We start from the raw sequence: 23,227 nt of genomic DNA, 5'->3' as shown, positions 1-23,227 counted from the left end.
CGCCAGAAACAACCGCTGGACCCGCCCGTTTTCAACCCCTGACGTCGCACTTCGCCCCCGCCAGGGGCGATAAGTCCGACGTCAGCCTCGATACCGTGCATGCAGCCAGACGGTTCGACGACGGGTGTGCCGCATGCATGATGAACCTGTGGATCTCGAGCCGTACCGCAGTGAGTTGGTGGCCTTCTGCTACCGGATGACGGGTTCGGTGCACGACGCCGAGGACCTGGTGCAGGAGACGTTGCTGCGCGCGTGGAAGGCTCGTGAGCGCTACGACCCCGCACGCGCGTCGGTGCGGACATGGCTGTACCGGATCGCGACCAACGTGTGCCTGACCGCGCTGGAAGGGCGCGGGCGGCGTCCGCTGCCCTCCGGCCTGGGTGTGCCGAGACGAAGCCGGGCGGCACGACAGCGACGGCCCCGTGGCCGCCGGGCGCTGTCGTGCCGCCCGGGTCGTCGTCGGTGTCGCTCAGGCGGATTCGAGGATCGGGCGGATCTCGACGGTCTCCGGGGTGGGAAGGCTCTTGGCCAGTTCGAGGGCTTCCTCGCGGTCGGTCACCTCGACGATGAACCAGCCGCCGAGGGTCTCCTCACCGGCCTGTGCGGGGCCGTCGGTCACCGTCGACGTCCCGTCGGCCGCGGTGCGCACTGTCGTGGGAGCCGTGTGCTCGGTCTCCAGGGCGTCGCCGCCCACCAGCTTTCCGGCCGCGGCGAGTCCGCCGATCCAGCCTTCGTACTCCTTGCGGTACGCGGCCCGGTCTTCCTGGATCCGGCGGCGCGACTCGTCCGTCTCGAAGATCACGAGCGCGTATTTCACGGGAACTCCTCTCGGCCGTCCCACGGGCGACCGTTGCGGTTGACGGATGGGGGAGGGGGTGGCCTGTTCAGGTCGTGCCGTCGGCTGCGGCGACGCGGGCGAGTGAGCCGATCTCCAGCGCGGTCCACAGGGCGCCGTCGGGGCCGACGGTGATGCCGTGCGGTTCGGAGCGCGGGGTGGGCAGGTCGTGGACGGTGAGGGAGCCGTCGAAGGTGAGCGAACCGACGCGATTGGCGCCCCATTCGGTGAACCAGACGACGTCGTCGCCGTCGAGGGTGACGGCGTGCGGTCGGGCGGCGCGGTCGGGCAGCGGGAACTCGGTGATCTTCCCGTCGGGAGTGATCCGTCCGATCTGCCCTGCGGCGATCTCGACGAACCACAGCACTCCGTCACGGCCCGCGGCGATCCCGACCGGCGCTGCGGCCTGGGTCGGCAGGGGATACAGCGTGACCGCACCGTCCATGGCGATCCGCCCGATGGCGTTGCCCTGGTTGAGGGTGAACCACATCCCGCCGTCGCCGCCGGCGGTGATCGCCGAGGGGAACGCGCCGGTGACGGGCAGCGGGAACTCGGTGACACTGCCGTCGACGGTGACGCGGCCGATGCGGTCGGCTGCGGTCTCGGTGAACCACAGGGCGCCGTCCGGCCCCGCCGCGATACCGAACGGCCCGCAGCCGGGCGTGGGCACGCCGAATTCGTCGATCACGCCGTCCGTGGTGATCCGCCCGATCCGGTCCGCCCGGTACTCGGTGAACCACAGCGCTCCGTCCGGGCCGGGGACGATGACGGTCGGCCCGCTGTCGGGGTCGAGCCGGTGACGCGTCGGCTCCTCGCCGGGGACGAGCCGGCCGATCTGGCCGCTGTGGACGAGGGTGTACCACAGCGCGCCGTCCGGTCCCGTGGTGAGGGCGTAAGGCCCTGCGCCGCTGTCGCCCACCGTGTGCTCTTCGATGGACACCTGGGTCACATGATTCAAGGGGGATTCCCGTTTCCGTGCTCGGTGGCGATGCGTGCGATGCCGTGGGCCATGCCTCTGGTCATGATGGCGGCGGTGTCAACGGCTTTTCACAGATGCCTCGTTCGAGGAGGGGGCCGTGTCGGGATCGGTGGAACGGTACGTCACCGCAGGGCCTTTCGCGGGTTCGGACCTCGCCAGCCACAGACCGGTCAACACGGCCGTGGCGAGTGTGACGGCGCCCGCCGCGACGAAAGCGCTGTTGAGGCCGGTCTCGAAGGAGGCGCCGCCGGACTGCCGGGTGCGGACGACGACTCCGAGCAGCGCCACGCCGAGCACCGCGCCGATCTGCCGGGTGGTACTGCTGACCCCTGAGGCGAGGCCGCCTTCCTGCGGGCTGACCGCCTGGATGGCGGCGCCTGTGAGGGGGGACAGGGTCAGGGCGAAGCCGACGCCGACGACTGCCAGCCGCCACCACACGTTTCCGTAACCGGTGTCGGCGTGCACCATGCCCAGTGCCACCAACCCCCCTCCGGCCAGGGCCAGACCGACGGTGACCACGACACGGAAGCCGTACCGGGCGGCGAGCCGGCCCGCGTACGGGCTGACGATCACCATCGCGAGGGACATGGGCAGGGTCTGCAGGCCGGCGCGCAGGATCGAGCTGCCCTGGACGTACACGAAGAACTGGGAGAAGAAGAACGACGAACCCATGAGCGCGAACCCCACCACGACCATGGCGGTGTTGGAGACGGTGAACAGGCGCTGCCCGAACAGCCGCAGCGGCAGCATGGGTGCGCGACGACGGGCTTCTACGGCGATGAAGGCCGCGAGGAGGATCGCCGCGGCGGCGAAGCTGCCCAGGATGGCCGGTGAGGTCCAGCCGCGTGCACCGCCCTCGATCAGTCCGTAGGTCAGCGACCCCACCGCCAGCACCGACAGCACCGTGCCCGGGATGTCGATCGCGGGGGCGTTGGGATTACGGGACTCGTCGAGGTGGCGCAGGCCGACCAGCACCAGGACCACGCCGATGGGGAGATTGACCAGGAAGATCGCGGGCCAGCCGAAGGCTTCCGTCAGCACGCCGCCGGCCACGGGCCCCGCGGCCAGACCGATCCCACTGAATCCGGCCCACATCCCGATCGCCTTCATCCGTTCCTGCGGCACGGGATAGGCGGCGGCGAGCAGGGCGAGCGAGGCAGGGCTCAACGCCGCGGCCCCGATGCCCTGGAGCACCCGGCCGGCGATCAGCCAGCCGAGCGTGGGCGCGAGGGCGCAGACCAGGGACGCGGCCGTGAACACCACCACGCCGGTCAGGTACACCCGCTTGCGGCCGAAGCGGTCGGCGAAGACACCGCCGGACATCAGCAGCATGGCGACCAGCAGCACGTACGCGTCGACGATCCACTGCAGACCGGTGAGCTGGGTGTGCAGCCGGTGCTGCATGTCGGGCAGTGCCGCCCCGACGATCGTGTTGTCGAGCAGGACCATGAACTGGCCCAGGCAGGTCAGGGCGAGCAGCAGGGTCTGGTGCGACCGACTGTCTGGCCTCGCGTGCGATACGGCCATGGATCCCCCTCGGTGGTTGTCCGCGCCGGCTGCGGCCGGTACGGGCGGCGGTACAGCACAGCCTCCTAACGCAGGTGCTGGCTGCGTTAGAGCACTGTAGGGAGGTCCGCGTCATAAACGCAAGTGATAACTGCGTTAAGGTGGCGGCATGGATGATGAGGGACAGCGAGCCCGGCGCCCCGGCGGGCGCAGTGCCCGTGTCGGCGCACAGGTGCACCAGGCCGTCACCGACCTGGTCGGTGAGCGCGGCTACGGCAACTTCACCGTCGGCGAGGTCGCGACCCGCGCAGGGGTGGCCGACAGCAGCATCTACCGACGGTGGGGCAGCCTGGAAACCCTGCTCGCCGAGGTGGCGCTCACCCGCCTCAACGCGCAGTCGCCGATGCCCGACACCGGGAGCCTCGACGGTGACCTGCGCACCTACGCGGCCCAGGTGGCCCGCGAGATCACCGGACCCGACGGTCCGGCGGTGCTGCACCTGGCCGTCGCCCTGTCGAGCAGCGGTCAGCAGGGTATGCAGGCCGGCGCCGACCTGCGCGCCGAACGCACCCGGCAGCTCCAGGCCATGCTCGATCGTGCCCGCGAACGCGGCGAGAACGCACCCGACGCGTTCGAGGTGCTGGACCACATCCTGGCCCCGATGTACATCCGCGTCCTGTTCGGCATGGTCCCGCTCACGCCGGACTACATCGACGGCCTGGTCGACCGGCTGCTGTGACCGCACCGGATCAAGAGTTGTGTGCGTGACGGGTGGGTGAGCCGGTCATCCCTCGTCGAGACAGAGGCAGAAGGGGTGGCCGGCGGGGTCGAGCAGCACTCGGACGTTGTCTTGCGGCTGCTCCTCGGCCACCGTGGCGCCCAGGGCGACGGCCTCCGAGACCGCCGAGTCCAGGTCGCCGACCTGGAAGTCGAAGTGCATCATGGGACGCTGTTCGCCGTCGATCGGTGGCCACACCGGAGCCCGGTAGCCTTCGGCCCGCTGGAAGACGAAGAACGGCCCTTGCGGGGAGGCGGCGACGATGGCGGTTCCGGGTTCCTCGTGTCCGATGTGCCAGCCGAGGAGTTCGGCGTAGAACCTCGCCAAGCCGCTGGGGTCGGGCGCCTCGATCGCCGTTCCCCACCACATGCCGTCAGTTCGAGATTTCATTCCGGCAGCCTGCCTCATGATCCCGCGCTTGTCGCGGACGAGGTGCGGTCAGCCGACGGTGAGTTCGTCCCCGGCTGCGCTCATGCCGCGAGTGCGTCCAGCGCCTCCGCGACGGAGGCAGGATCCAGCGGGCCCACGTGTGACGCCTCGGGAAAGTCATGCACACGGAAGCGGTTGCCGGGTGTGAGTGCGTCGGCCTCCGTGACCATCCTGTCCTGGAGCGCGGTGGCGATCGTCCGGTCCTGACCGAAGCGCAGGTAGGTGCGGGGAACGCGCCCCCAGCTGTCAGCCCGGCCGACCGCACGGCCCGCGTACGCGGTGATGGGCTCGTCGGTCTGCATGCCGGCCAGAATCCGGCGGAAGTCGGCGTCAGGGTAGTCCGCGCAGATCATCTCCTTCAGGAGGGCCAGTCCACGGCTGTCGCCGGTCCGGAAGTTCAGCCGCAGCACCCCGAGTTGGTCCGGGTCACCGACCGTCAGCTCGACCGGGCTGACGGCGTTGGCGTTCTCGGGTGCCGCCGTGCAGGCATCAGCGGTGGGCAGCGTACGGCTGGGGCAGAAGGCCGCCATGTAACAGAGGTGGTGAAGCAGGTGCGGGACGGCGTCGCCGACCCGGCTGACCGATACGCCACCCAGGCTGTGCCCGACCAGCACCACCGGGCCGTAGTGCGCCGCCCGCCGCACGACACCCGTGACGCGCGCCTCGTAGTCGTCCAGCCCGAGTCCCTTCAGCGGCGAGGGCTCGACCGCCATCGCGTCGAGGTCCTGCCGCTGGTACGACTCCGGGACGAAGGCCTGCGCCCCGTGCCGCGGTTGATCCACCATCACGACGCGGTGGCCGCGCAGCGTCAGCTCTCGCGCGATCGGCATCCAGAACGCGCCCGCGCTGTGGGTACCGTGCACCAGCACGTAGGTGGTGGGCCTTCGACGTGGCGCCGCCGCCGCTCGTGAGGTTCCGAGCCCACCGGCCAGTGCCGTACCTCCCACCGCGAGTCCCAGACCGCGCAGTGCCGTCCGCCTGGTAGTACCGGTTCGTTGGTCGTTCGTGGCATCCGTCATGCTCCGACGCTATGAGCGGCCCGCTGGGCGAACCAGCGGCCCAGCACCCCGGCGGGGGTGGGCCTGGCACCACCCTCCGACACGGAAGCGAAGGACACGCCCACGGCACTGACGTTACGAGGCGACCCATATCGTCCGCGTATCGAGAACCGCATACGCCCGGACAACACCCCGTCACCTTGACTCCCGGCATGTCCTCCAGCGAACCAGTACGAGCAGCAGCCGGGACTCCGGTCGTCAGGGCGATCAGCGCCGCCGAGCACTTGGCGTTCGTGCGGACCCAGCGGTCGGTCAGCTTTCTGCAGACCCCGGCCTGGGGCCGCGTCAAGACCGAGTGGCGCAGTGAGTCCCTCGGCTGGTTCCACGGTGGACGCCTGGTCGGCGCCGGGCTCGTCCTGCACCGCCCGGTCCCGCGGCTCGACCGCTTCACGCTGGCGTATCTGCCCGAGGGCCCGGTCATCGACTGGAGCGGCGAGATCGGCGCGTGGCTCGATCCGTTGGCGGCCCACCTCAAACAGCACGGCGCGTTCGCGATCCGGCTCGGCCCACCGGTGGTCACCGACATGTGGAGCGCCGCCCAGGTCAAGGAGGGCATCGCCGCCCCGGAAGTCCGGCGGCTGACCGACCTACCCGGCCAGTGGGGCGATCCGGTCGGGGCTCGCGTGAGCAGCGAACTCAGGGCGGCGGGCTGGCTGCCGCAGAACCCGCAGGACGGGTTCGGGGTCGGGCACCCACAGTTCAAGTACGAGATCCCGCTGGCGGGCAGGACCGAGGACGACCTGCTCAGGGGCATGAGCCAGCAGTGGCGCCGGAACATCAGGAGGGCGGCCAAGGAAGGCGTCGAGGTCACGGCCGGCGCCGGGGGCCCGGAAGACCTCAAGGCGTTCCACGACCTGTACGTCCACACCGCGCAGCGCGACCGCTTCACACCCCGGCCGTTGCACTACTTCGAGACCATGTTCGCGGCGCTGAGCGCCGAGGACCCCGAGCGCATCACGCTCTATCTGGCCCACCACCAGGGCGACTTGGCCGCCGCCACCGTCCTGGTCCGCGTCGGAACCCACGCCGTGTACGCCTACGGCGCCTCCGCCACCGACAAACGCGAGGTGCGCGGCTCCCACGCCTGCCAGTGGGCGATGATCCGCGACGCCCTCACGGCCGGCTGCGATGTCTACGACCTGCGCGGCATCACCCCCACCCTCGACGCCGACGACCCGCACGTCGGCCTGGTCCGGTTCAAGGTCGGTACCGGCGGGCGGGCGGTGCGCTACGTCGGCGAGTGGGACCTGCCGCTGCGACCGATGGTCTACCGGGCCTTCGACCTCTACATGAGGCGGCGCGGACGCTGAACTAACCCAGTGCGGCGGCGACTTCGTCGAGGCGGACCCCGCGTGACGCCTTGACCAGGACCACATCACCGGTGGTGAGGTGGTCGCGCAGCCAGTGGACGGCCGCGCCGTTGTCGGCCAGGACCAGCGCCCGCGCTCCCGCGCCGTCGGCGATCGGGCGGGCGACCTCGCCGACGGCGACCACCACGTCCGCCCGGGCGGCGGCGTACGTCCCGACGCCGCGGTGCTCGGCCTCGCTGTCGTCGTCGCCGAGTTCGAGCATGGCGCCGAGCACGGCGATGCGGCGTCCGCCCTCGATGGCCGCCAGCGCGTCCAGGGCGGCGCGGGTCGAGTCGGGGTTGGCGTTGTAGGAGTCGTTGATCAGCGTCGCACCGCAGGCGAGGCCGCGCGACTCCAGGCGCCAGGGGGACAACGTGGCGCCGGCCAGTGCCGCCGTGGCCGGGGCGAGCGGTACACCGGCCGCGAGCGCTGCCGCCACGGCAGCCGACGCGTTGAGTGCCTGGTGGGCGCCGATGAGCGGCAGGGAGATGTGAGCCGAGCCGGCGGGGGTCCGCAGAGTGCAGGACGGCCGGCCGAGCCGGTCGAGGGTCAGGTCGAGTGCCCGTACGTCGGCATGGGCCGCCCGGCCGAAGGTCACTACCGGCCCGTCGGTGAGCGCGCGCATCGCGGTCACCCGGGGATCGTCCGCGTTGAGGACGGCGGTGCCGCCAGGCGCAAGTCCCTGCACCAGTTCGCTCTTGGTCCTGGCGATGGCGGCGCGCGACCCGAACTCGCCGAGGTGGGCCAGCCCGACGTTGAGGACGACGGCGATGTCGGGCGCGACCAGTCCGGTGAGTGCGGCGATGTCTCCGACATGGCGGGCCCCCATCTCCAGGACGAGGAACCGGGTGGCCGCCTCGGCGTGCAGCATGGTGAGCGGCACACCGAGCTCGTTGTTGAACGAGCCGACCGTGGCGATGGTCGGCCCGGCTTCCGAAAGCACGGCCGCCAGCAGGTCCTTGGTGCCGGTCTTGCCCTGCGAGCCGGTCACCCCGACAACGGTCAGTTGCTCGCGCAGCCGGGCCACGACATGCGCGGCGAGCCTTTGCAGCGCACCCCGTACGTCCTCGACGACGACCGTGGGCAGCGGCGTGGGCCGGGAGCCGAGCACGGCCACCGCACCGGCCCGCCCGGCCTGTTCCGCGAAGGCGTGGCCATCGGCCTGCGCGCCGGCGAAGGCGACGAAAAGGCCACCCGGCACGGCCTGCCGACTGTCGAGCACGGCCGGCGCGGTCACGGTCGCAGAACTTTCACCCTCGGTCGTTCCGCCGACGATGTCGGCGATCTCGCCGAGCCCGAGCGGGATCACGCCGACCCCCTGGAGGCCATCTCCGGTATTGAGTAAGTCATCTGCTCAGTCAAGGGAGTTGGCTGTATCGCGGGCATATCGAAAAACCCATACGTTCCGGCAACAGCACCCCGCCTTGACTGAAGACATGACCCACAGCGAAACGACCCGCATCACCATGTACGGGTGCGGCCCGGACGAAGCCGCTCTGTTCCGCGAGTTGGCGCCCGGCCTCGGTGTGCGGCCGACCATCACCGACGCACCGGTGTCCGAAGCCAATGCCGAACTGGCCTCCGGCAGCCGATGCATCAGCGTCGGCCACAAAACGCCCATCACCCGTGCCACCCTGCGTGCGCTCCGTCGAGCCGGCGTCATGTACATCTCCACGCGCAGCATCGGATACAACCACATCGACCTGGAACACGCGGTCAGCGTCGGCATCTTGGTCGAAAACGTCTCCTACTCCCCGGACAGCGTCGCCGACTACACGCTGATGCTCATGCTGATGGCGATACGGGACGCGAAATCCCTCGTCCGCCGCACCGACATGCACGACTACCGGCTGAGCGATGCACGCGGGAAGGAACTGCGCGACCTGACCGTCGGCGTGATCGGTACGGGCCGCATCGGAACGGCGGTCATGGACCGGCTCCGTGGCTTCGGCTGCCCCGTCCTGGCCCACGACCATCGCCCCTCGGACCGCCCCGCCACCGCGGTCGAATACGTTCCCCTGGACGAACTGCTGCGGCGCAGCGACCTGGTCACTCTCCATGCACCACTCACCGCTGCCACCCACCATCTGCTGAACCGGCAGCGCCTGGCGCGGATGAAGAACGACGCCCTGATCGTCAACACCGGACGCGGCGCGCTCATCGACACCGAGGCCCTGCTCCAGGAACTGGAAAGCGGCCGACTGGCCGGCGCGGCGCTGGACGTAGTCGAAGGCGAGGAAGGCATCTTCTACGCCGACTGCCGAGACAATCCCCTTCAATCCAAAGCCCTGTTGCGGCTGCAAGAGCTGCCGAACGCGGTCATCAGCCCGCACACCGCCTATTACACGGATCACGCCCTGCGCGACACCGTGGAGAACTCCCTCACCAACTGCCTGACATTCGAAAGCAGGATTCAGCATGCCTAGGCTCAAGGTCGGCATCATCTTCGGGGGCCGTTCCGAGGAGCACCCCGTCTCCGTCAAGTCCGCGCGCGAAGTGGCCCGGAACCTCGACCCCGAGAAGTACGACCCCTTCTACATCGGCATCACAAAGAACGGAGCCTGGAAACTCTACGACGGTGACGGTGACGGCGACGGGCCCGACGCGGACTGGGAGAACGGCAACTGCCGCTCCGTCGTGCTGTCTCCGGACAGCGACGTGCACGGACTTCTCACCCTGGAGCAGGGGAGTTACGCAACGACACGACTGGACGTCGTAGTGCCCGTGCTGCACGGCACCCTCGGCGAGGACGGCGCGATGCAGGGTCTGCTGGAGCTCTCCGGCATCCCCTACGCCGGCTGCGACGTTCAGAGCTCCGCTCTCTGCATGGACAAATCGCTGGCCTACGTCGTCGCCCGCAGCGCGGGCATCGCCACCCCGAACTTCTGGACCGTCACCGCGGACGACACCGTCGACACCGCCCAACTCTCCTATCCGGTCTTCGTGAAACCGGCGCGATCGGGGTCGTCCTTCGGCGTCACCAAGGTGTCCCGACCAGAGGAACTCCCGAGCGCGGTGGAAGCGGCACGGCGGTACGACCCCAAGGTGCTGATCGAGGAGGCCGTCGTCGGCAGCGAGATCGGCTGCGCGATCCTCGGGAACGGCTCGGATCTGGTCGCGGGTGAAGTGGACCGTATCGCGCTCTCGCACGGATTCTTCCGGATCCACCAGGAAGCCACCCCCGAGACCGGTTCCGACAACTCCACGGCCATCGTTCCGGCCGACATCCCGGAAGAGTCGCGGCTCCTCGTCCAGGAGGCTGCCAAGACCGTGTACCGCGCGTTGGGATGCCGCGGTCTTTCGCGGGTGGACATGTTCCTCAAGGAGGACGGAGAAGTAGTCCTCAACGAGGTCAACACCTTCCCCGGCATGACCTCGTACAGCCGCTATCCGAGGATGATGGCGGCCGCGGGCCTGCCGCTCTCCGAGGTGATCGACCAGGTGGTGTCCCTCGCCTTGACGGGGAAGAGTCGATGAAGCCGATGCAGCCGACCGATTCGACGAAGGACGACTTCGTCTATGTGGACGACCTGATGTCCGGCATACGCTGGGATGCCAAGTACGCCACATGGGACAACTTCACCGGCAAACCGGTGGACGGATATCTGGCCAACCGAGTCGTCGGTACGAGGGCACTGTGCGCGGCCCTGGAGAACGCCCGGGAGCAGGCCGCATCACTGGGCTTCGGCCTTCTGCTCTGGGACGCCTATCGCCCGCAGCACGCCGTCGACTGCTTTCTGCGCTGGGCGCGGCAGCCGGAGGACGGCCGGACGAAGTCGCGGCACTATCCCCGTATCGGCAGGACCGAGATGTTCGACAAGGGCTATGTGGCCGCCAGATCAGGCCACAGCCGGGGCAGCACCGTCGACCTCACGCTGTATCACCGGACCACCGGCGAACTCGTCCCCATGGGCGGCGACCACGACCTGATGGACCCCGTCTCGCACCATGGCGCACAAGGGATCACCTCCATCGAAGCGCACAACCGTAAGCATCTGCGGTCCATCATGGAGACCTGCGGTTTCAGCGCGTACGAGCGCGAGTGGTGGCATTACACACTCGACAACGAGCCCTATCCGGACACCTATTTCGACTTCCCCATCACATAGGCCGCCGGGGAGACAACGACACACCCGTGCCGCTGACCCGAGCCGCCTCCTTACGAGCCCGACCACCTGGACGTGCGCCCGGGGAGCTCAGGAAGGGAGGGAGGGCAGGCGGCCGTCGGCGATGGCCTGGGTGAAGGTGCTGTAGTCGTCCTGGGTCTGCTGGGCGTAGCCGACGGCGAACGCGGCGACGGCCCGGTCGAAGGAGTCGTCGTCGCCCAGGTAGGCGGCGATGGCGGCGCGGTTGCCGGAGCGGGCGTGGCCGCGGGCCAGCGCGCGGCCGCAGAGACCGGCGTACTGGTGCATCAGGCTGTCGGACAGGCTCTGGACGGCCGCGGACCCCTTCATGTCGAGCAACTGCCGCCAGTAGAAGTGGCGTCCGGTGGGCCCGGTCGACCACCCGAGGAAGATGTCACCGAACGCCTGAAGCAGCCGCTGTCCTTCGACCACGCGCCGTCCCTCGTGGGCGACGGGCACCCGCACGTAAGGGGCGAGGACGGAGGGTTCCGCCTCCTTGGCCTGGAGCAGCAGGAGTTCGCCCGCCACGCGCCCCTCCAGCAGCAGGACCCAGCAGCGGGTCCCGACACTGCCGATACCGACGACCTTGCGCGCCGCGTCCAGGATGCGGAAGCGGTCCAGCAGCCTGGCCTGGGCCGACGGCAGGGTGGCGCGATAGTCCTCAAAGGCGTGCTCCACCGTGTCACGGTCCTCCTCCCCGACCGGTTCGACCAGGGGCGGCGCGTGGACGAAACGGGGCCGCCCGTCGGGACCGGGCTCGGTGAGCTTGACGACGGCCTTGCCGCTGTCCGTCTGCCGTGCCTGGTCCAGGGTGCGCCGCAGCCGGGCCTGCTGCAGCGAGTTGCCGACCTCCTGGAGCAGGTCGTCGGCCGCGATGTGCTCGTACCAGACGGCGAGTTCGGTGGAGGAGGCGAGTTCGCCCAGATGCGTACGGTAGCCATGGGCGGCCTCGGCCGCCGCGGCCGCGGCGGTCTCCTGGGTCGCACCGTTGTCGAGCGCGGCCACAACGATGCTGGCGGCCAGGCGCTTGACGTCCCATTCGAAGGGGCCCGGCAGGGTCTCGTCGAAGTCGTCCAGGTCGAAGACCAGTCGGCGCTCCGGGGAGGCGAACAGGCCGAAGTTGGACAGGTGCGCGTCCCCCGAGAGCTGCACGGTCAGCCCGGAGTCCACAAGCCCGGCCAGGTCGGCGGCCATGACGGCGGGAGTGCCCCGGTAGAAGGCGGACAACGAACCCGTCATACGGCTGTACCGGAACGGCAGCAGCTCGGGGATCCGCGGCGCGGCCTCCTCTTCCAGGATCTCCACGAGGTCACGCCGCTGGGTGGAGGGGACCCACTCCCCGTGCGTACCCAGAGGGAGGCGTTCGCGCGCCGCCCGCCCAGTCGCGGAGGGATCCTCGGGCGGCGCGAGGCCCCCTGCGAGCGGGCGGCCGGGGGAACGGGGGAGCGTGGACACGGGATGGCTCCTCTGGGGCGAGAGCGGGTCTCGGGCGAGGCGTGGCGCCGTCGGCGGCACGTTCGATTACCGCGCCGGGACACGGTCGGCCACGGTGCGAGCCATGGCCGCGGTGCGGCCCCTTTGCCGACCCGGGATGTCATCACGGGCTGGTTACCGGCCATGGGCCTGTTCACGAGTCTTCTCCCAGCGTCCCACGGCTGCCGACGTCCGCCACTTCGGGCGACCGCCGCCTCGCCGGGCCGATGCGGCGAAGCGGCGTGACAATGAAAGACGCCCGCTCTTCAGGATCTGGGAGGCACCGTGAGCGATCTCGAATTCGAACAGAAGCGGACGCTGTCACGCGTCGAGGCGGCCGACCAGCTCGAGGCCGTGGCAGCGGCACTCAGGCGCGGTGGCCAGGCGGAGTTGGATCTCGGCCCGGGTCGGCTGACAGTGCGGATCCCGGACGAGCTCCACACCGAGCTGGAGGTCGAGCTGGAGGACGGCGAGATAGACCTGGAGATCGAACTGTCCTGGCAGACGCCACAGCCGCACCGGACGGCGCGCGAGGACTGACGGGAGCCAGCCGGAGCCGCTCGGTGCAGACATCGCCGCCGAACGGTCGTCGTGCCGCTCCCGGTGCCCGTCAGCCGAGGATCCGGCGCTTCTGCGCCTGCATCTCCTCGTCGGTCAGGATTCCCTGCGCCTTGAGGTCGGCGAGCTGCTTGAGCTGGTCGATCTTGCTGGTCATGTCGTCGCCCGCGGAGGACGGTGCCGGCGTCGGGGGCGCAGCCGGAGGCTGGGCGGCAGCAGGCTGCTCGTAAGCGGGCTGCCGCTGCTCCTGCTCTGCCCAGCGGCCGGCCTGACGCCTGGAGACACGGTTGGACACCGCGGTGGCGGTGCCTGAGATCACCGCGGTCCGTGCGATGCCTCGAAGAAGTCCTGGCATGCTGCGTCATCTCCCAAGTCGAGTGATGAAGGGGGTGAGCGGGGGCGTGGTCAGCCGTGAGGTCGGGCCGCGCGCGGCCCGCCGGGAGGGCCCGGCGTCGTCAGACGGCCGCCGGTCCGCTCGACGTCGGCGGCGTGGTCTGCTCGATCGCCTCCAGCGACGCCAGCAGCGCCTGCACCGGAATCCTCCCGCTGGCCACCATCGAAGCGCCGCCGCGTCGCAGCTCGCGGGCCAGCGGCGCGGCCCAGGTGTTCTCGTACACCAGGATCGCGGCGGAGGTGTCGGCCTCCAGGGCAGCGGCGGCGTCCTGAAGGTCGGTGTGGTCCAGCAGGCCTGAGGAGGCTCCCTCGAACACCGTGAGGTCGACCCCTTCGCCGAGCTCCTGAAGTTCCAGCCCGGCCACCGAGCCGTCCGCGTCCTTGCGGACGAACACCAGGTCGAGGATGCGGATGATGCCGCGGTCGACGAGGTCGAGAAGCAGGGGGAACCCCCCTCCCGTCATGCGGTTGCCGGGAAATTCGAGGACCAGGTAGTCGACAGGTCCCATGTCGTCGAGCTCTGTGTTCACGACCACTCCCCAGAAGCGGATTCGGTCCAACGGGGCGTCCGGAGCAAGTGCACCCGGGCCGGCACGTCGGCGACCGCAGGGGTGACTTCCGTCAGCCCATTCCAGCATCGGGCGGGCGCCCCCGCACCTCGTGCCGGACAGGGCACCGACGACGACCGGGGCCGTGGGCGTACGCCACCGCACCGCCCGCCGCATCCGCCCGGGGTCTGCTGCCGGTCCCGACGACGCCTACGCCTGGATGACGAGCCGGACCTGGTCGAACCTGTACGCGGCGAGATCGTCGGGGCGTATGAGCCAGTAGAGCGCGCCCTCGCCGCCCCACATCATGGTCGTCTCGTGGTCGCCTGCGAACTGTGCGAGCAGAAGCCAACGTTCGGCTTCCTCGTCCAGCGCCGGGTCACCCCACTCGTGCCTCTCCGCGAGAGTGGCGTTCGCGATGTCGTACTCCACCGGGCCCTGAAGGGGGTAGGCATGACCGCCGATCTGGTGGTCGATCCGGGTGCGCAGGCGCGCGAAGGCGCGGACGAACGCCGCGAGTTCGCCCGGAGTGTCGCGGCGGCGGGACGGCCAGGCGCGCGTGTCGCCGAGCAGCGCCCGTCTGGCCCGCGGCAGCCACAGATCAGGCGCGCTCTGTTCGATCTCCGCGGTGAGATCGACCCGTGGGTACGGCTCCAGGACGGGTGGCGTCCCAGCCGGGCACACGGGTGTGTTCTCCGGTACGTACAGCACCTGTGCGCCGGCCCAGGTATCGGTGTCGTCGACGCACACGACGGCGTCTGCCTGCGTCTGACCGTCGAAGCAGAAGAAGAGAAGCGTGCCGTCCTGCGGGAACTCCGCGCCGAGCCCCTGCTGGGGCAGAGCGGCCCACCGCACCGACGCGATGAAGGACAAGGGCCCGCGGCCGGGCCATTCGGGCCAGATGACCCCGGCGGGCAGATGCGGGGCCCCGCCCAGAACGGCCACGACCGCCTCGCCTGCGTCGGCCCGGCGCAGACGTGCGCAAGGACGCAGGAGCGCTGTCCAGCGCTGAGCCAGATCGCCGGGAAGGTGCGCGTCGGCAAGCGCGGAGTACGGCCCATCAGACATGCCGTGCATCATGGCCGATCCCGCCGGCACTGCCGTACCGAGGGTCTGCACGTTGTTGGCGTGTGCCGCGGGCCGGGTCACCGCTCGCGGGACGGACGTAGGTCAGGCGTCCGGCGAGGCCGCCGTGACGGAGACCCGAGCTGTCCAGGACCCGGGTTGCCGAGGCGGATCCCAGGTCACTTCGACGTCAGTGTGGTGGAAGTCGTGCGCGAGCGCCGCGACCAGGGCGGCCGCAGCGGCCCGTGCTTCGGACGCATCGGCGTGGGCCGGCACGTCGACAAGGCGCCCGCAGACCATGGCGCCTTCCTCGGTGAGCACACTGTGGCGGTACCCATCCGGCGTCGCGAGCAGAACGATGCCGGCCGGCATGCCGATGGGGGGTCGGGTCTTCGTCACACGATCTCGCCGCGCCATGGACCCATTGAACCCGCGCCGCGCCCCTCCCGTCGGTCACCGTCGCAATTCGCTGATCAGCATCCCGGCGTGCACGACCAGGGCGAGAAGCGGGATGACCAGGAATGCCTTGCCCATGCGCGCGAGCCGGGCGGTGTTCATCCGATACCCGAGCCCCCGGCGCCGTACGCCGACCGCAGCGAGGGCGAGTTGGAGGGCTTTCGCCACCTCGTGGGCGGGCGACAGGTGGCTCTTCTCCCCGGGCAGCGGACCGACCGGACACACCTGGGCCCGCCAATGCGCATCGAAGGACACAACGGCCGACGCCCACCCGTTGCCACTGAGGTGCACCGCGTCGGCCGCGCCGGAAGGAGCCGGCAGCGAGGCGTCAAGCCGCTCTGTCAGTCCGGTCGGCAACGGCCGGCCAGGCAGCAGGGCCAGCACCTTCTGCGGCGGCACATGCCGCACGGCATGGTCGAACTCCCACCACAACTGCTCGCCTTCCCCGAGGCGGATGACCACCAGCCGGGACTGCTCCATCAGTTGAGCCACGGCCGACTGCCAGGTGTCCGAGGGGAAGTACAGGCGTACGGCTCCCATGGGGGGAAGCCGTTCGTCGGGTCGGCCGACGGCCACGACCGGGCCGAAGGCGCCGAGGACCGTGGCGAAGAGCTCCTCGCGGGTTTCGAACCCCGCGAACTGCAGCATCCCCGGAAGGGGGATGTCACCCGTCAGAGCCGCTTCTTCGTCGTCCACGAAACTGCGCAGGTACAGCACCGGTGCCTGCCCGCCGCGGGCCAGCGCCCGGATCGGGTCGACCCGGGCCCGAGGCCGGCAGTGACGCAGGAGGACGGAGCCGGAGACCGCGAGCGTGAGGCCGCCGACCAACAGCAGTGCCCGGACACCGATGTTGATGCCCAGACTCCACGCCGTGACGGCGGCCGTTCCGCCGAAAATCCCTGTCAGCAAGAGGACGTACCCCACGCCGGTCAGCAGACCGTGGAGAGACCGGTACCACCAGGGGCGGACCGGGGTGAGCTCGCGGGCCATCCGCACGACATCGGACGCGATCTGCACACCACGCCGGCGCCGGCGCCGCGCGAGAAGCACCCAACTCGCAGTAAAGGGCAGGGCGGCGGCGCCGCACGTCAGAAACGCGCCGCGTTTGCGGGTGACGTCCGCGGCGGTGCGCCGCCGTTCCCCGGCGACATCCGACGGCACGTCGCGCAGGTAGGTTTCCGCGGTGACCAGATCGCACGCCGGGTCCGCTCGGGTCGGCAGGGCCTTCCCGGGGCACCGATCGCTCGCCTGCTCCGCCCAGGGATCCTTCGGCAGGGACCCTGTCCGGCGATAGCTCCGCCACTGTTCGAGTGACTCCGTCGCCAACTCCAGCGACAGGGTGGCCCGGTAATGACCGGGAGGCGCGGCATGCTGGAGGGAGCGGGTCTCCGCGTCGATGTCCCGCAGCGCCGTCCGTTCCGGCTGTGTCAGTGCGGGGCCGGCGGGGTGGGCGACCGAGCGCAGGCGGGCCGCCGCGGAGATCAGCTCCTGGGCCTGCCGGGGCGCGTCCTGGAGCATCCGCTGCTCGTGCAGCGACCCACTCCAGGAGAGAAGGAAGTGGGCGGCGAGGTACAGCAGATTGCAGGCGATGAAGGCCGAGGCGCGCAGCGCGAACCCTTCGGGAATGCTCTTCCGGCCCACGGCGCCCCCCGGCGATCCGACATGCACAGCCACGAACCGACCGCCCACGAGCGCCGGTGCTGTGATTGTGCCGTACGGTGACCGGACCGTGGCCCGGAGTTGTGGAAGACGCTTCTGCCGTGCAGGGGCGGGCCGAGGGTGGCTGCGACGGCTCGGGTCAGGGCGCTCGTCGTGTGCCGGGTCGCCGGGTTGCCGCCTGCTCTCCTCACGCCGTGGCGTCCCGGAACTGCCCCAGCCAGCGGAACCTCCCGCCCGCCACCTGGAACAGGTACAGGGCCTCCATGGTGAAGCGCGTACTGAGGCCCGTTTGACTTGCACCGCGGGCTGAAGCCCGAGGATTCTGGCCTTCTCTACCGGTTGCTGTGCCGCTGCGCCGCACGGTGTCCGGTCGGGAATCCGTGGCTTCCTGTTTCTTCGCGCTGTGCCGGGATTGCTCCCGGTCTTACCGGCGCTCCGCAGGCCGTTACCGCCAGTCCGGCGGCCGTCTTCACGTTGATTGCGGCGTTGTGGTCCCGGTCGTGGACGGTGCCGCAGTCACTACAGGTCCATTCCCGGACGTTGAGGGGTTTGGGTCCGTCCACGGCGCCGCAGGTGGAGCAGGTCTGGGAGGTCGGCGTGAACCGGCCGATGGTGACCAGGGTCCGGCCGTACCGTTCTGCTTTGTACTTCAGCATGCCGATGAACTGTGCCCATCCGGCGTCGTGCACGGACTTGGCCAGCCTTGTGCGGGCCAGTCCCGCCACTGACAGGTTCTCCACGGCGATCCCTTGGTTCTCGGAGATCAGTTTCGTGGAGAGCTGGTGGTGGAACTCCCGGCGTGCGTCAGCCACTTGGGCGTGGACGCGGGCGACCTTGAGGCGGGCCTTGGCCCGGTTCTTTGATCCCTTCTGCTTGCGGGACAGCTCCTTTTGGGTTTTCTTCAGTTTCCTCTCCGCGCGCCGTAAAAAGCGAGGGGAGTCGATCTTTGTGCCGTCGGAGAGGACGGCGAAGTGGGTGAGGCCGAGGTCGATGCCGATGGTGCGGCCGGTTGCCGGCATCCGGGCCGCGTCGGCGGTGGGATCGGTGTCGATGACGAAGGAGGCGAAGTACCTGCCGGCCGCGTCCTTGATGACGGTGACGGAGGTGGGGGTGGCGGGCAGGGTCCGGGACCATTTCACCTTCACCGCGCCGATCTTCGGCAGGCTCAGACGGCCATGATCGGTGATGCTCCAGCGGGCATTGGCGGTGAACCGGATCGACTGCCGGCTGTCCTTGCGGGACTTGAACTGGGGCGGGCCCAGCTTTGGGCCCTTGCGCTCGCCTTTGAGGGAGGCGAAGAAGTTGCGGTACGCGGTATCGGCGTCCCGCAGGGACTGCTGGAGCACGACGGCCGACACTTCGCCCAGCCAGGACCGCTCCACCGTCTGCTTCGCCTCGGTGATCAGCCTCTTCGACAGCTCTGCGGCGCTGGGGAAGGGCTGATCGGCCTTTCGGGCGTCCTCGCGGGCGCGGACCGCGTCGTTGAACACGACACGGGCGCACCCGAATGCCTTCGCCAACGCAGTCTGTTGGCCGGTGTCCGGGTACAGGCGGAAGCTGTACCTGAGCTGCATGACCGTCACCCTAGATGCTTGGGTTATGGGTGAGATGCAGGAGATCAGAACTGGTCGTCACTGTGCTTTCGTGATGCACGTGCAAGTTCGCCGTGACCAAGCTGGTCAACTCCCTCAAGGGCGTCTCCTGCCGCCGTCTGCGCCAGGAATTTCCCGGCCTGGTGCGCCACTAATGGCGGGCTAACAAGCTCTGGTCCGGCTTCTACTTCGCCAGCACCCCGCTCTCCGTGGTCAAGGAGTACATCGAACAGCAGAACCGGCCAGTGTGTATCGCGCCGGCTCCGCCGGGACGGCCCTGCGACGCTCCGCGCCACGGATGAGAAACACACCATCCGGCTCCGCCGGACAAGATCCCGCGACGCGCCGCGTCGCAGCCATCAGATTCGCTTCACCACCGGGCTGAAGCTCGATGCGCTGCGAATGAATCTCAGTGGCCGGTTACGTATTCCGCGATGTGACATCCGTCCGTTCCGGGGCGGAGATGCGGCGGTTATGTCGATCAACAGGTGAGAATGATGTGTGAGGGGAATGTCAAGACAAGGGGGTAACTGTGGTGGCGGACGGGGTGGTTGGGGAGACCGGGCACGGGGCGCCGTTACTGAGCCGGTCTGTTGAACTGGCCCGGTTCGACGAACTGCTCGACCGTGCGGCCCGCGACGCCCGCGCTGCGACGAGGGGCGGGGAAAGCCGTGACACGGGCCGATCCCAGCTCGTCGACATCACCGGTGCGGCGGGCATCGGCAAGAGCAGGCTGCTCGGCGAGGTCTGCGCGCGGGCGCGCCGACGCGGCCTGACCGTACTGCGCGGCAGAGCCACCGAGTACGAGCAGCAGGTGCCCTTCCAGGTCTTCACCGACGCACTCGCCGACCTCGACCCGCACACCCTGGACGACTTCCAGGACGCCGACGCCGTATCACCCCTGCTGCAACGCAGCGCCGCTCGGCACAGCGACGCGGCCGACCGCTTCGGACTGCACCGCTCCACAGCGGCCCTGCTCGCCCGGCTCGCCGCCCCGTCCGGGCTGCTGCTGGCCCTCGACGACCTGCACTGGGCGGACTCCGCCTCACTGGAACTGCTCGATCATCTCGTACGCCATGCCGTGCACGCCCCCGTCGTCCTGGCCGTGACCCGCCGGGACCGCCAGAGCCCCGAGTCGCTCGCCGCCAGACTCACCCGCGGAGTCGACGACGGCACGGTCGTCAGGCTCGGACTGGGGCCGCTGAGCGCACACGACTGCGCCGAACTGGCCGGCCCCGGCATGTCACCCGCGGACACCGCCGCACTGTACGCCGCGAGCGAGGGCAACCCGCTGTACTTCCTGACCCTCCTTCAGGCCCGCCGCGGGGGTACGACGTCCGAGTCCTCGTCGCCACCCGGGCTCGGCGCCCTGCTGCTGGAGGAACTCACCGCGCTGACCCCCTCCCAGCGCGGCATCGTAGAGGCCGTCGCGGTGCTGGGAGAGCATGCCACCCCGGCGATGCTGGGCCGGGTGACCGGCCGCTCCGGCACCGCGTTCACCGACGACGTCGACACCCTCACCCACCGCGATCTGCTGCGCTCCGACCCGCAGGGCCTGTTGACCCTGCGGCATCCGGTCGTCCGCACCCTCGTCCACGAGCGCACACCCTTCTCGAGACGCGTGGACATCCACCGGCTCGCCGCCGAGGAGCTGGCCCTCGCCGGTGCCTCCGCCGCCGAGCGGGCCCACCATGTGGAGCGGTCGCTGACCGCCTGGGACCCGGCGGCGGTGGCCGTACTCGACGAGGCCGCCGCACGAACAGCCCGCACGGCCCCGGCGAGTTGCGCCCACTGGCTCGACGTGGCGCTCCGCCACCTTCCGCACACCGTCGAACACGCCCCACGACGGCGCGAGTTGACGCTGCGGCGAGCCCATGCCCTGGCCGCGTGCGGAGGACTGCGCGAGAGCCGCGACCTGCTCCAGGAACTCATAGCCACCCCGTCCCGGTCGTCCGATGGCCACGCCACCGACGAGGACCACGACCTCAGGGTGCGCGCGGTCGTGCTGTGCGCGCTGGTGGAGCGCCACCTGGGGCGCTGCACCGAGGCCGTCGCCCTGCTGCGCCGCGAACTGGCCCGCGACCCCGCACCGGCCGATGTCGTCCGGCTCGGCCTGGAACTCGGCTCGGCCGCGCCCCAGGGCACCGGCACCTCCTACCCCCAGGTCCGCGCCGAGGTCGAGGCGGCCCTCGCGGCGGCCCGGTCGATGGGCAACGAGGCCGGTGAGGCGGGCCTCCTCGCGGTCGCCGCCCTGGGGGAGGCGTACGAGGGCAACATGAGCGCGGCGCACGAACTGGCCCGGCAGGCCGCCGCCCTGGTCGACTCGCTGCCCGACAACGACCTCACCGCCCTGTGCGAACCGCTCGCCAGGCTCGGCTGGGCGGAGGCCTTCCTGGAGCACTACCCGGACGCGGAGCGGCACGCCGAGCGCGGCCTCGACATCGCCCGCCGCAGCGGCCAGCTCTACGTCATGCCTCATCTGCTGCTCTGTCTGTCCCATGTCCGGGTGCAGACCTGCCGCGTCTCCTCCGCGGTGGAACTCGCCGACCTGGCGGAGGACATCTCCCGCGGCATCGGCAGCGACCAGCTCCTCACGTTCGCGCTGGCGAGCAAGGCCTCCGCACTCGTCGCCTCCTGCCCGCCGGGCGATCCGCGTCCCCGCGCCGTCGCCGAGGAGGCGGTGGCCGCGGCCGGAACCGGGGTGAACTGGTGGGCCTCCACCGCCTGGTGCATCTTCGGCTGGGCGTCGCTCATGGCCGGAGATCCGGTCGGCGCCAGGGACGCGCTGCTCCAGGCGGGCGGCCCCGAACTGCACCGGATCCAGCCCTCGATGCGGCCGCTGTACCTGGAGATCCTGGTCACCGCCGCACTGGTCACGGGCCGATCCGAGGAGGCCCGTGAGCGGGCCGAACAGGCCCGCAAGGAAGCGGAACAGCTCGGACTGCCGATGCAACGGGCCTCCGCGCTGCGCAGCACCGCCCATCTGCCGCTGGCGCAGGGGGACACGGCCGCGGCGGCGGACCTGTTCGCCCAGGCCGCGACGGAGAGCGCCCGCTGCGGCGCGGTCTTCTGGGAAGCCCTCTCCCTGCTGCTCGGCGCCCCGCTGGAAACGGCGGCGGGCCGCGCCCGCGACGGCACGCTCGCCTGGCTGAGAGGCCGACGGCTCGCCGAGGCGGGCGGCAGCGGCATGCTGGTGGCCCTCGCCGACGCCACCCGCCCGCCCGACGGCGGATCCGAGACCGCGTACGGCTCCCCGGACCGCGCCGAACTCGCCGAACGGCTCGCCACCCTGACCGCCAGGGAACGGGAGATAGCCGAGCTGGTGGCCCAGGGACTCACCAGCCAGGCCATCGCCGACCGGCTCTACGTCAGCCGGCGCACCGTCGACACCCATGTCTCGCGCGCCTTCCGCAAGACCGGGGTCTCCTCCCGCACCGCCCTGGCCACACTGATGGCCCGCCGCCGCACCGGAAACCGCTTCGTGGACGCCAGGCCGGATCAGGACTGACCCCAACCAGGGCGGGCGGGGCCGCCTATTTGACGTCGATGAAGTCGCCGGTGGCCGTCGCGGAGCCGGTGGTGGCGGTGCCCGCGAAGGCGAACCGGTAGTACCCGTCAGAGGTGGCCTTGACGGTGGTGCTCAGGTTCCCCGTCGAGTTCGTCTTGACGGTTTTGACGGTGGTGTAGGTGCTGCTGCCCTTCTTGCGGAACTGCAGCTTCACGGGCTGGGTCGAATAGCCCGCGTACTTGCCCGTCGTCCAGTTGGCGCGGCTCAGCTTGCCCGTGACCGTGATGGTCTTGCCCTTCTTCACCGGCTCGGGGGAGGCGTTGGCGGTGAGTTTCGCGGCCCGCTTGAACCGGGTCCTGGTGACGTCGTCGTCGTAACTGGCGTTGGCGTACAGGTCGTAGGCGCCGAGGAAGAGCTTCCAGGTACCGGCGGTGCCGTTGCCGTCCTTGAAGGCGACCGCGGGGTCGATGGTGAAGACCGCCTTGCAGTTGTAGCTCCAGCCGCCCTCGGCCGGTGACTCCGTGCACACGGGGTCGTCGTCCGACTGGAACGAGCCGGTGATGGTGTCCGTGCTCGAACTGTCGGTGCCCTGCCACAGGAACGCCTGGGTGAGGGCGACGCCTTCCGCGTCGAAGGCGCTGAAGGTGACGGGAACGGCCTTCTTGCCCGTCACTCCGAGGACGATGTCCTTGCCGCCGTTGACGACGCCGTCCGAGAAGGTGGTCCCGCCCAGCGCGTCCTGCGGCTCGACGCCGCCGGAGGCGAAGGCGCCGAGAGGCGTCGCCGCCCCCGGACGCTGTGCTGCCTGCGCGGCGCCCGGGAGGGCGAGCGCCGAGACGACGACGGCGCTGGTGAGGACGGTGGCGGTGGTGCGCATGCGCATGCGGTTCCCCATGGTGAGGTCGGTGTCCGGTCGG

General features: G+C 70.2%; 21 protein-coding genes and 1 pseudogene. 8 read left to right on the top strand and 14 right to left on the bottom strand.

Going from position 1 to position 23,227, the window contains the following annotated elements:
- Nucleotides 1–133 precede the first annotated feature (133 nt).
- Nucleotides 134–388, top strand: a pseudogene (locus ACIHIX_RS46500) (sigma-70 family RNA polymerase sigma factor); the annotation flags it as partial.
- 81 nt (nt 389–469) lie between these two features.
- Here the strand turns inward: ACIHIX_RS46500 and ACIHIX_RS46495 are convergent.
- From ACIHIX_RS46495 to ACIHIX_RS46485, 3 genes are all read right to left on the bottom strand, one after another.
- Complete coding sequence (locus ACIHIX_RS46495) at nt 470–817, bottom strand: YciI family protein (RefSeq protein WP_399966732.1); 348 nt, start codon at nt 815–817, stop codon at nt 470–472.
- A 67-nt stretch (nt 818–884) separates the two neighbouring features.
- On the bottom strand, nt 885–1,793 hold the full coding sequence (locus ACIHIX_RS46490; protein WP_399966731.1) for a virginiamycin B lyase: 909 nt from the start codon (nt 1,791–1,793) through the stop codon (nt 885–887).
- Between the two features lie 78 nt (nt 1,794–1,871).
- The gene (locus ACIHIX_RS46485) at nt 1,872–3,341 is read right to left on the bottom strand and encodes an MFS transporter (RefSeq protein ID WP_399966730.1); all 1,470 of its coding nucleotides are present in this window, start codon (nt 3,339–3,341) and stop codon (nt 1,872–1,874) included.
- Between the two features lie 148 nt (nt 3,342–3,489).
- Between ACIHIX_RS46485 and ACIHIX_RS46480 the strand changes: the two genes are divergently transcribed.
- The gene (locus tag ACIHIX_RS46480; RefSeq protein WP_399966729.1) at nt 3,490–4,059 is read left to right on the top strand and encodes a TetR/AcrR family transcriptional regulator; all 570 of its coding nucleotides are present in this window, start codon (nt 3,490–3,492) and stop codon (nt 4,057–4,059) included.
- A 45-nt stretch (nt 4,060–4,104) separates the two neighbouring features.
- Here the strand turns inward: ACIHIX_RS46480 and ACIHIX_RS46475 are convergent, their stop codons facing one another.
- The gene (locus tag ACIHIX_RS46475) at nt 4,105–4,488 is read right to left on the bottom strand and encodes a VOC family protein (RefSeq protein ID WP_399966728.1); all 384 of its coding nucleotides are present in this window, start codon (nt 4,486–4,488) and stop codon (nt 4,105–4,107) included.
- Nucleotides 4,489–4,568: 80 nt separating this feature from the next.
- Nucleotides 4,569–5,474, bottom strand: coding sequence for an alpha/beta fold hydrolase (locus tag ACIHIX_RS46470; protein WP_399966744.1), 906 nt, complete (start codon nt 5,472–5,474; stop codon nt 4,569–4,571).
- Nucleotides 5,475–5,737: 263 nt separating this feature from the next.
- Between ACIHIX_RS46470 and ACIHIX_RS46465 the strand changes: the two genes are divergently transcribed.
- Nucleotides 5,738–6,895 (top strand): lipid II:glycine glycyltransferase FemX, encoded by a 1,158-nt coding sequence (locus ACIHIX_RS46465; protein WP_399966727.1) that lies wholly within the window; start codon nt 5,738–5,740, stop codon nt 6,893–6,895.
- A 1-nt stretch (nt 6,896) separates the two neighbouring features.
- Here the strand turns inward: ACIHIX_RS46465 and murF are convergent, their stop codons facing one another.
- Nucleotides 6,897–8,243 carry a UDP-N-acetylmuramoyl-tripeptide--D-alanyl-D-alanine ligase gene (gene murF / locus ACIHIX_RS46460; protein ID WP_399966726.1) on the bottom strand — a complete coding sequence of 449 codons (1,347 nt, stop codon included), beginning with the start codon at nt 8,241–8,243 and terminating at the stop codon, nt 6,897–6,899.
- 127 nt (nt 8,244–8,370) lie between these two features.
- Between murF and ACIHIX_RS46455 the strand changes: the two genes are divergently transcribed.
- From ACIHIX_RS46455 to vanX, 3 genes are read left to right on the top strand one after another with little or no spacing between them, the layout of a single operon-like run.
- Entirely contained in the window at nt 8,371–9,360 is a 990-nt protein-coding gene (locus ACIHIX_RS46455) for a D-isomer specific 2-hydroxyacid dehydrogenase family protein (protein WP_399966725.1), read from the top strand.
- Entirely contained in the window at nt 9,353–10,411 is a 1,059-nt protein-coding gene (gene vanA-Sc, locus ACIHIX_RS46450; protein WP_399966724.1) for a D-alanine--(R)-lactate ligase VanA-Sc, read from the top strand. The genes ACIHIX_RS46455 and vanA-Sc overlap by 8 nt, the downstream gene beginning before the upstream one ends.
- Nucleotides 10,412–10,416: 5 nt before the next feature.
- Nucleotides 10,417–11,043 (top strand): D-Ala-D-Ala dipeptidase VanX, encoded by a 627-nt coding sequence (gene vanX, locus ACIHIX_RS46445; RefSeq protein WP_399966743.1) that lies wholly within the window; start codon nt 10,417–10,419, stop codon nt 11,041–11,043.
- Nucleotides 11,044–11,130: 87 nt separating this feature from the next.
- Here vanX and ACIHIX_RS46440 read toward each other — a convergent pair whose 3' ends face one another.
- Nucleotides 11,131–12,513 (bottom strand): DUF2252 domain-containing protein, encoded by a 1,383-nt coding sequence (locus ACIHIX_RS46440; protein WP_399966723.1) that lies wholly within the window; start codon nt 12,511–12,513, stop codon nt 11,131–11,133.
- Between the two features lie 303 nt (nt 12,514–12,816).
- Between ACIHIX_RS46440 and ACIHIX_RS46435 the strand changes: the two genes are divergently transcribed.
- Nucleotides 12,817–13,071, top strand: a complete 255-nt coding sequence (locus tag ACIHIX_RS46435; RefSeq protein WP_399966722.1) for an amphi-Trp domain-containing protein — start codon at nt 12,817–12,819, stop codon at nt 13,069–13,071.
- 70 nt (nt 13,072–13,141) lie between these two features.
- Here ACIHIX_RS46435 and ACIHIX_RS46430 read toward each other — a convergent pair whose 3' ends face one another.
- The 6 genes from ACIHIX_RS46430 to ACIHIX_RS46405 all read right to left on the bottom strand — a co-directional run bounded on the left by ACIHIX_RS46430 (nt 13,142) and on the right by ACIHIX_RS46405 (nt 18,784).
- Nucleotides 13,142–13,444 carry an SHOCT domain-containing protein gene (locus tag ACIHIX_RS46430; RefSeq protein WP_399966721.1) on the bottom strand — a complete coding sequence of 101 codons (303 nt, stop codon included), beginning with the start codon at nt 13,442–13,444 and terminating at the stop codon, nt 13,142–13,144.
- A 100-nt stretch (nt 13,445–13,544) separates the two neighbouring features.
- The gene (locus ACIHIX_RS46425) at nt 13,545–13,991 is read right to left on the bottom strand and encodes a DUF6325 family protein (protein WP_399966742.1); all 447 of its coding nucleotides are present in this window, start codon (nt 13,989–13,991) and stop codon (nt 13,545–13,547) included.
- 249 nt (nt 13,992–14,240) lie between these two features.
- Nucleotides 14,241–15,098 carry a DUF1963 domain-containing protein gene (locus tag ACIHIX_RS46420; protein WP_399966720.1) on the bottom strand — a complete coding sequence of 286 codons (858 nt, stop codon included), beginning with the start codon at nt 15,096–15,098 and terminating at the stop codon, nt 14,241–14,243.
- A gap of 102 nt (nt 15,099–15,200) precedes the next feature.
- Nucleotides 15,201–15,512, bottom strand: coding sequence for a hypothetical protein (locus ACIHIX_RS46415; protein WP_399966719.1), 312 nt, complete (start codon nt 15,510–15,512; stop codon nt 15,201–15,203).
- Nucleotides 15,513–15,548: 36 nt separating this feature from the next.
- Nucleotides 15,549–17,192: a hypothetical protein gene (locus ACIHIX_RS46410; RefSeq protein ID WP_399966718.1), complete on the bottom strand. Its 1,644-nt coding sequence runs from the start codon at nt 17,190–17,192 to the stop codon at nt 15,549–15,551.
- Between the two features lie 350 nt (nt 17,193–17,542).
- On the bottom strand, nt 17,543–18,784 hold the full coding sequence (locus ACIHIX_RS46405) for an RNA-guided endonuclease InsQ/TnpB family protein (RefSeq protein WP_399966717.1): 1,242 nt from the start codon (nt 18,782–18,784) through the stop codon (nt 17,543–17,545).
- 550 nt (nt 18,785–19,334) lie between these two features.
- Here ACIHIX_RS46405 and ACIHIX_RS46400 point away from each other — a divergent pair.
- Entirely contained in the window at nt 19,335–22,310 is a 2,976-nt protein-coding gene (locus ACIHIX_RS46400; RefSeq protein WP_399966716.1) for an AAA family ATPase, read from the top strand.
- A gap of 25 nt (nt 22,311–22,335) precedes the next feature.
- Here ACIHIX_RS46400 and ACIHIX_RS46395 read toward each other — a convergent pair whose 3' ends face one another.
- Nucleotides 22,336–23,193: a hypothetical protein gene (locus ACIHIX_RS46395; RefSeq protein ID WP_399966715.1), complete on the bottom strand. Its 858-nt coding sequence runs from the start codon at nt 23,191–23,193 to the stop codon at nt 22,336–22,338.
- Nucleotides 23,194–23,227: the final 34 nt, after the last annotated feature.

Source organism: Streptomyces sp. NPDC051913 (assembly GCF_044593635.1).
Classification (GTDB): Bacteria; Actinomycetota; Actinomycetes; order Streptomycetales; family Streptomycetaceae; genus Streptomyces.
This window is presented reverse-complemented; position numbering and strand designations above follow the sequence as displayed.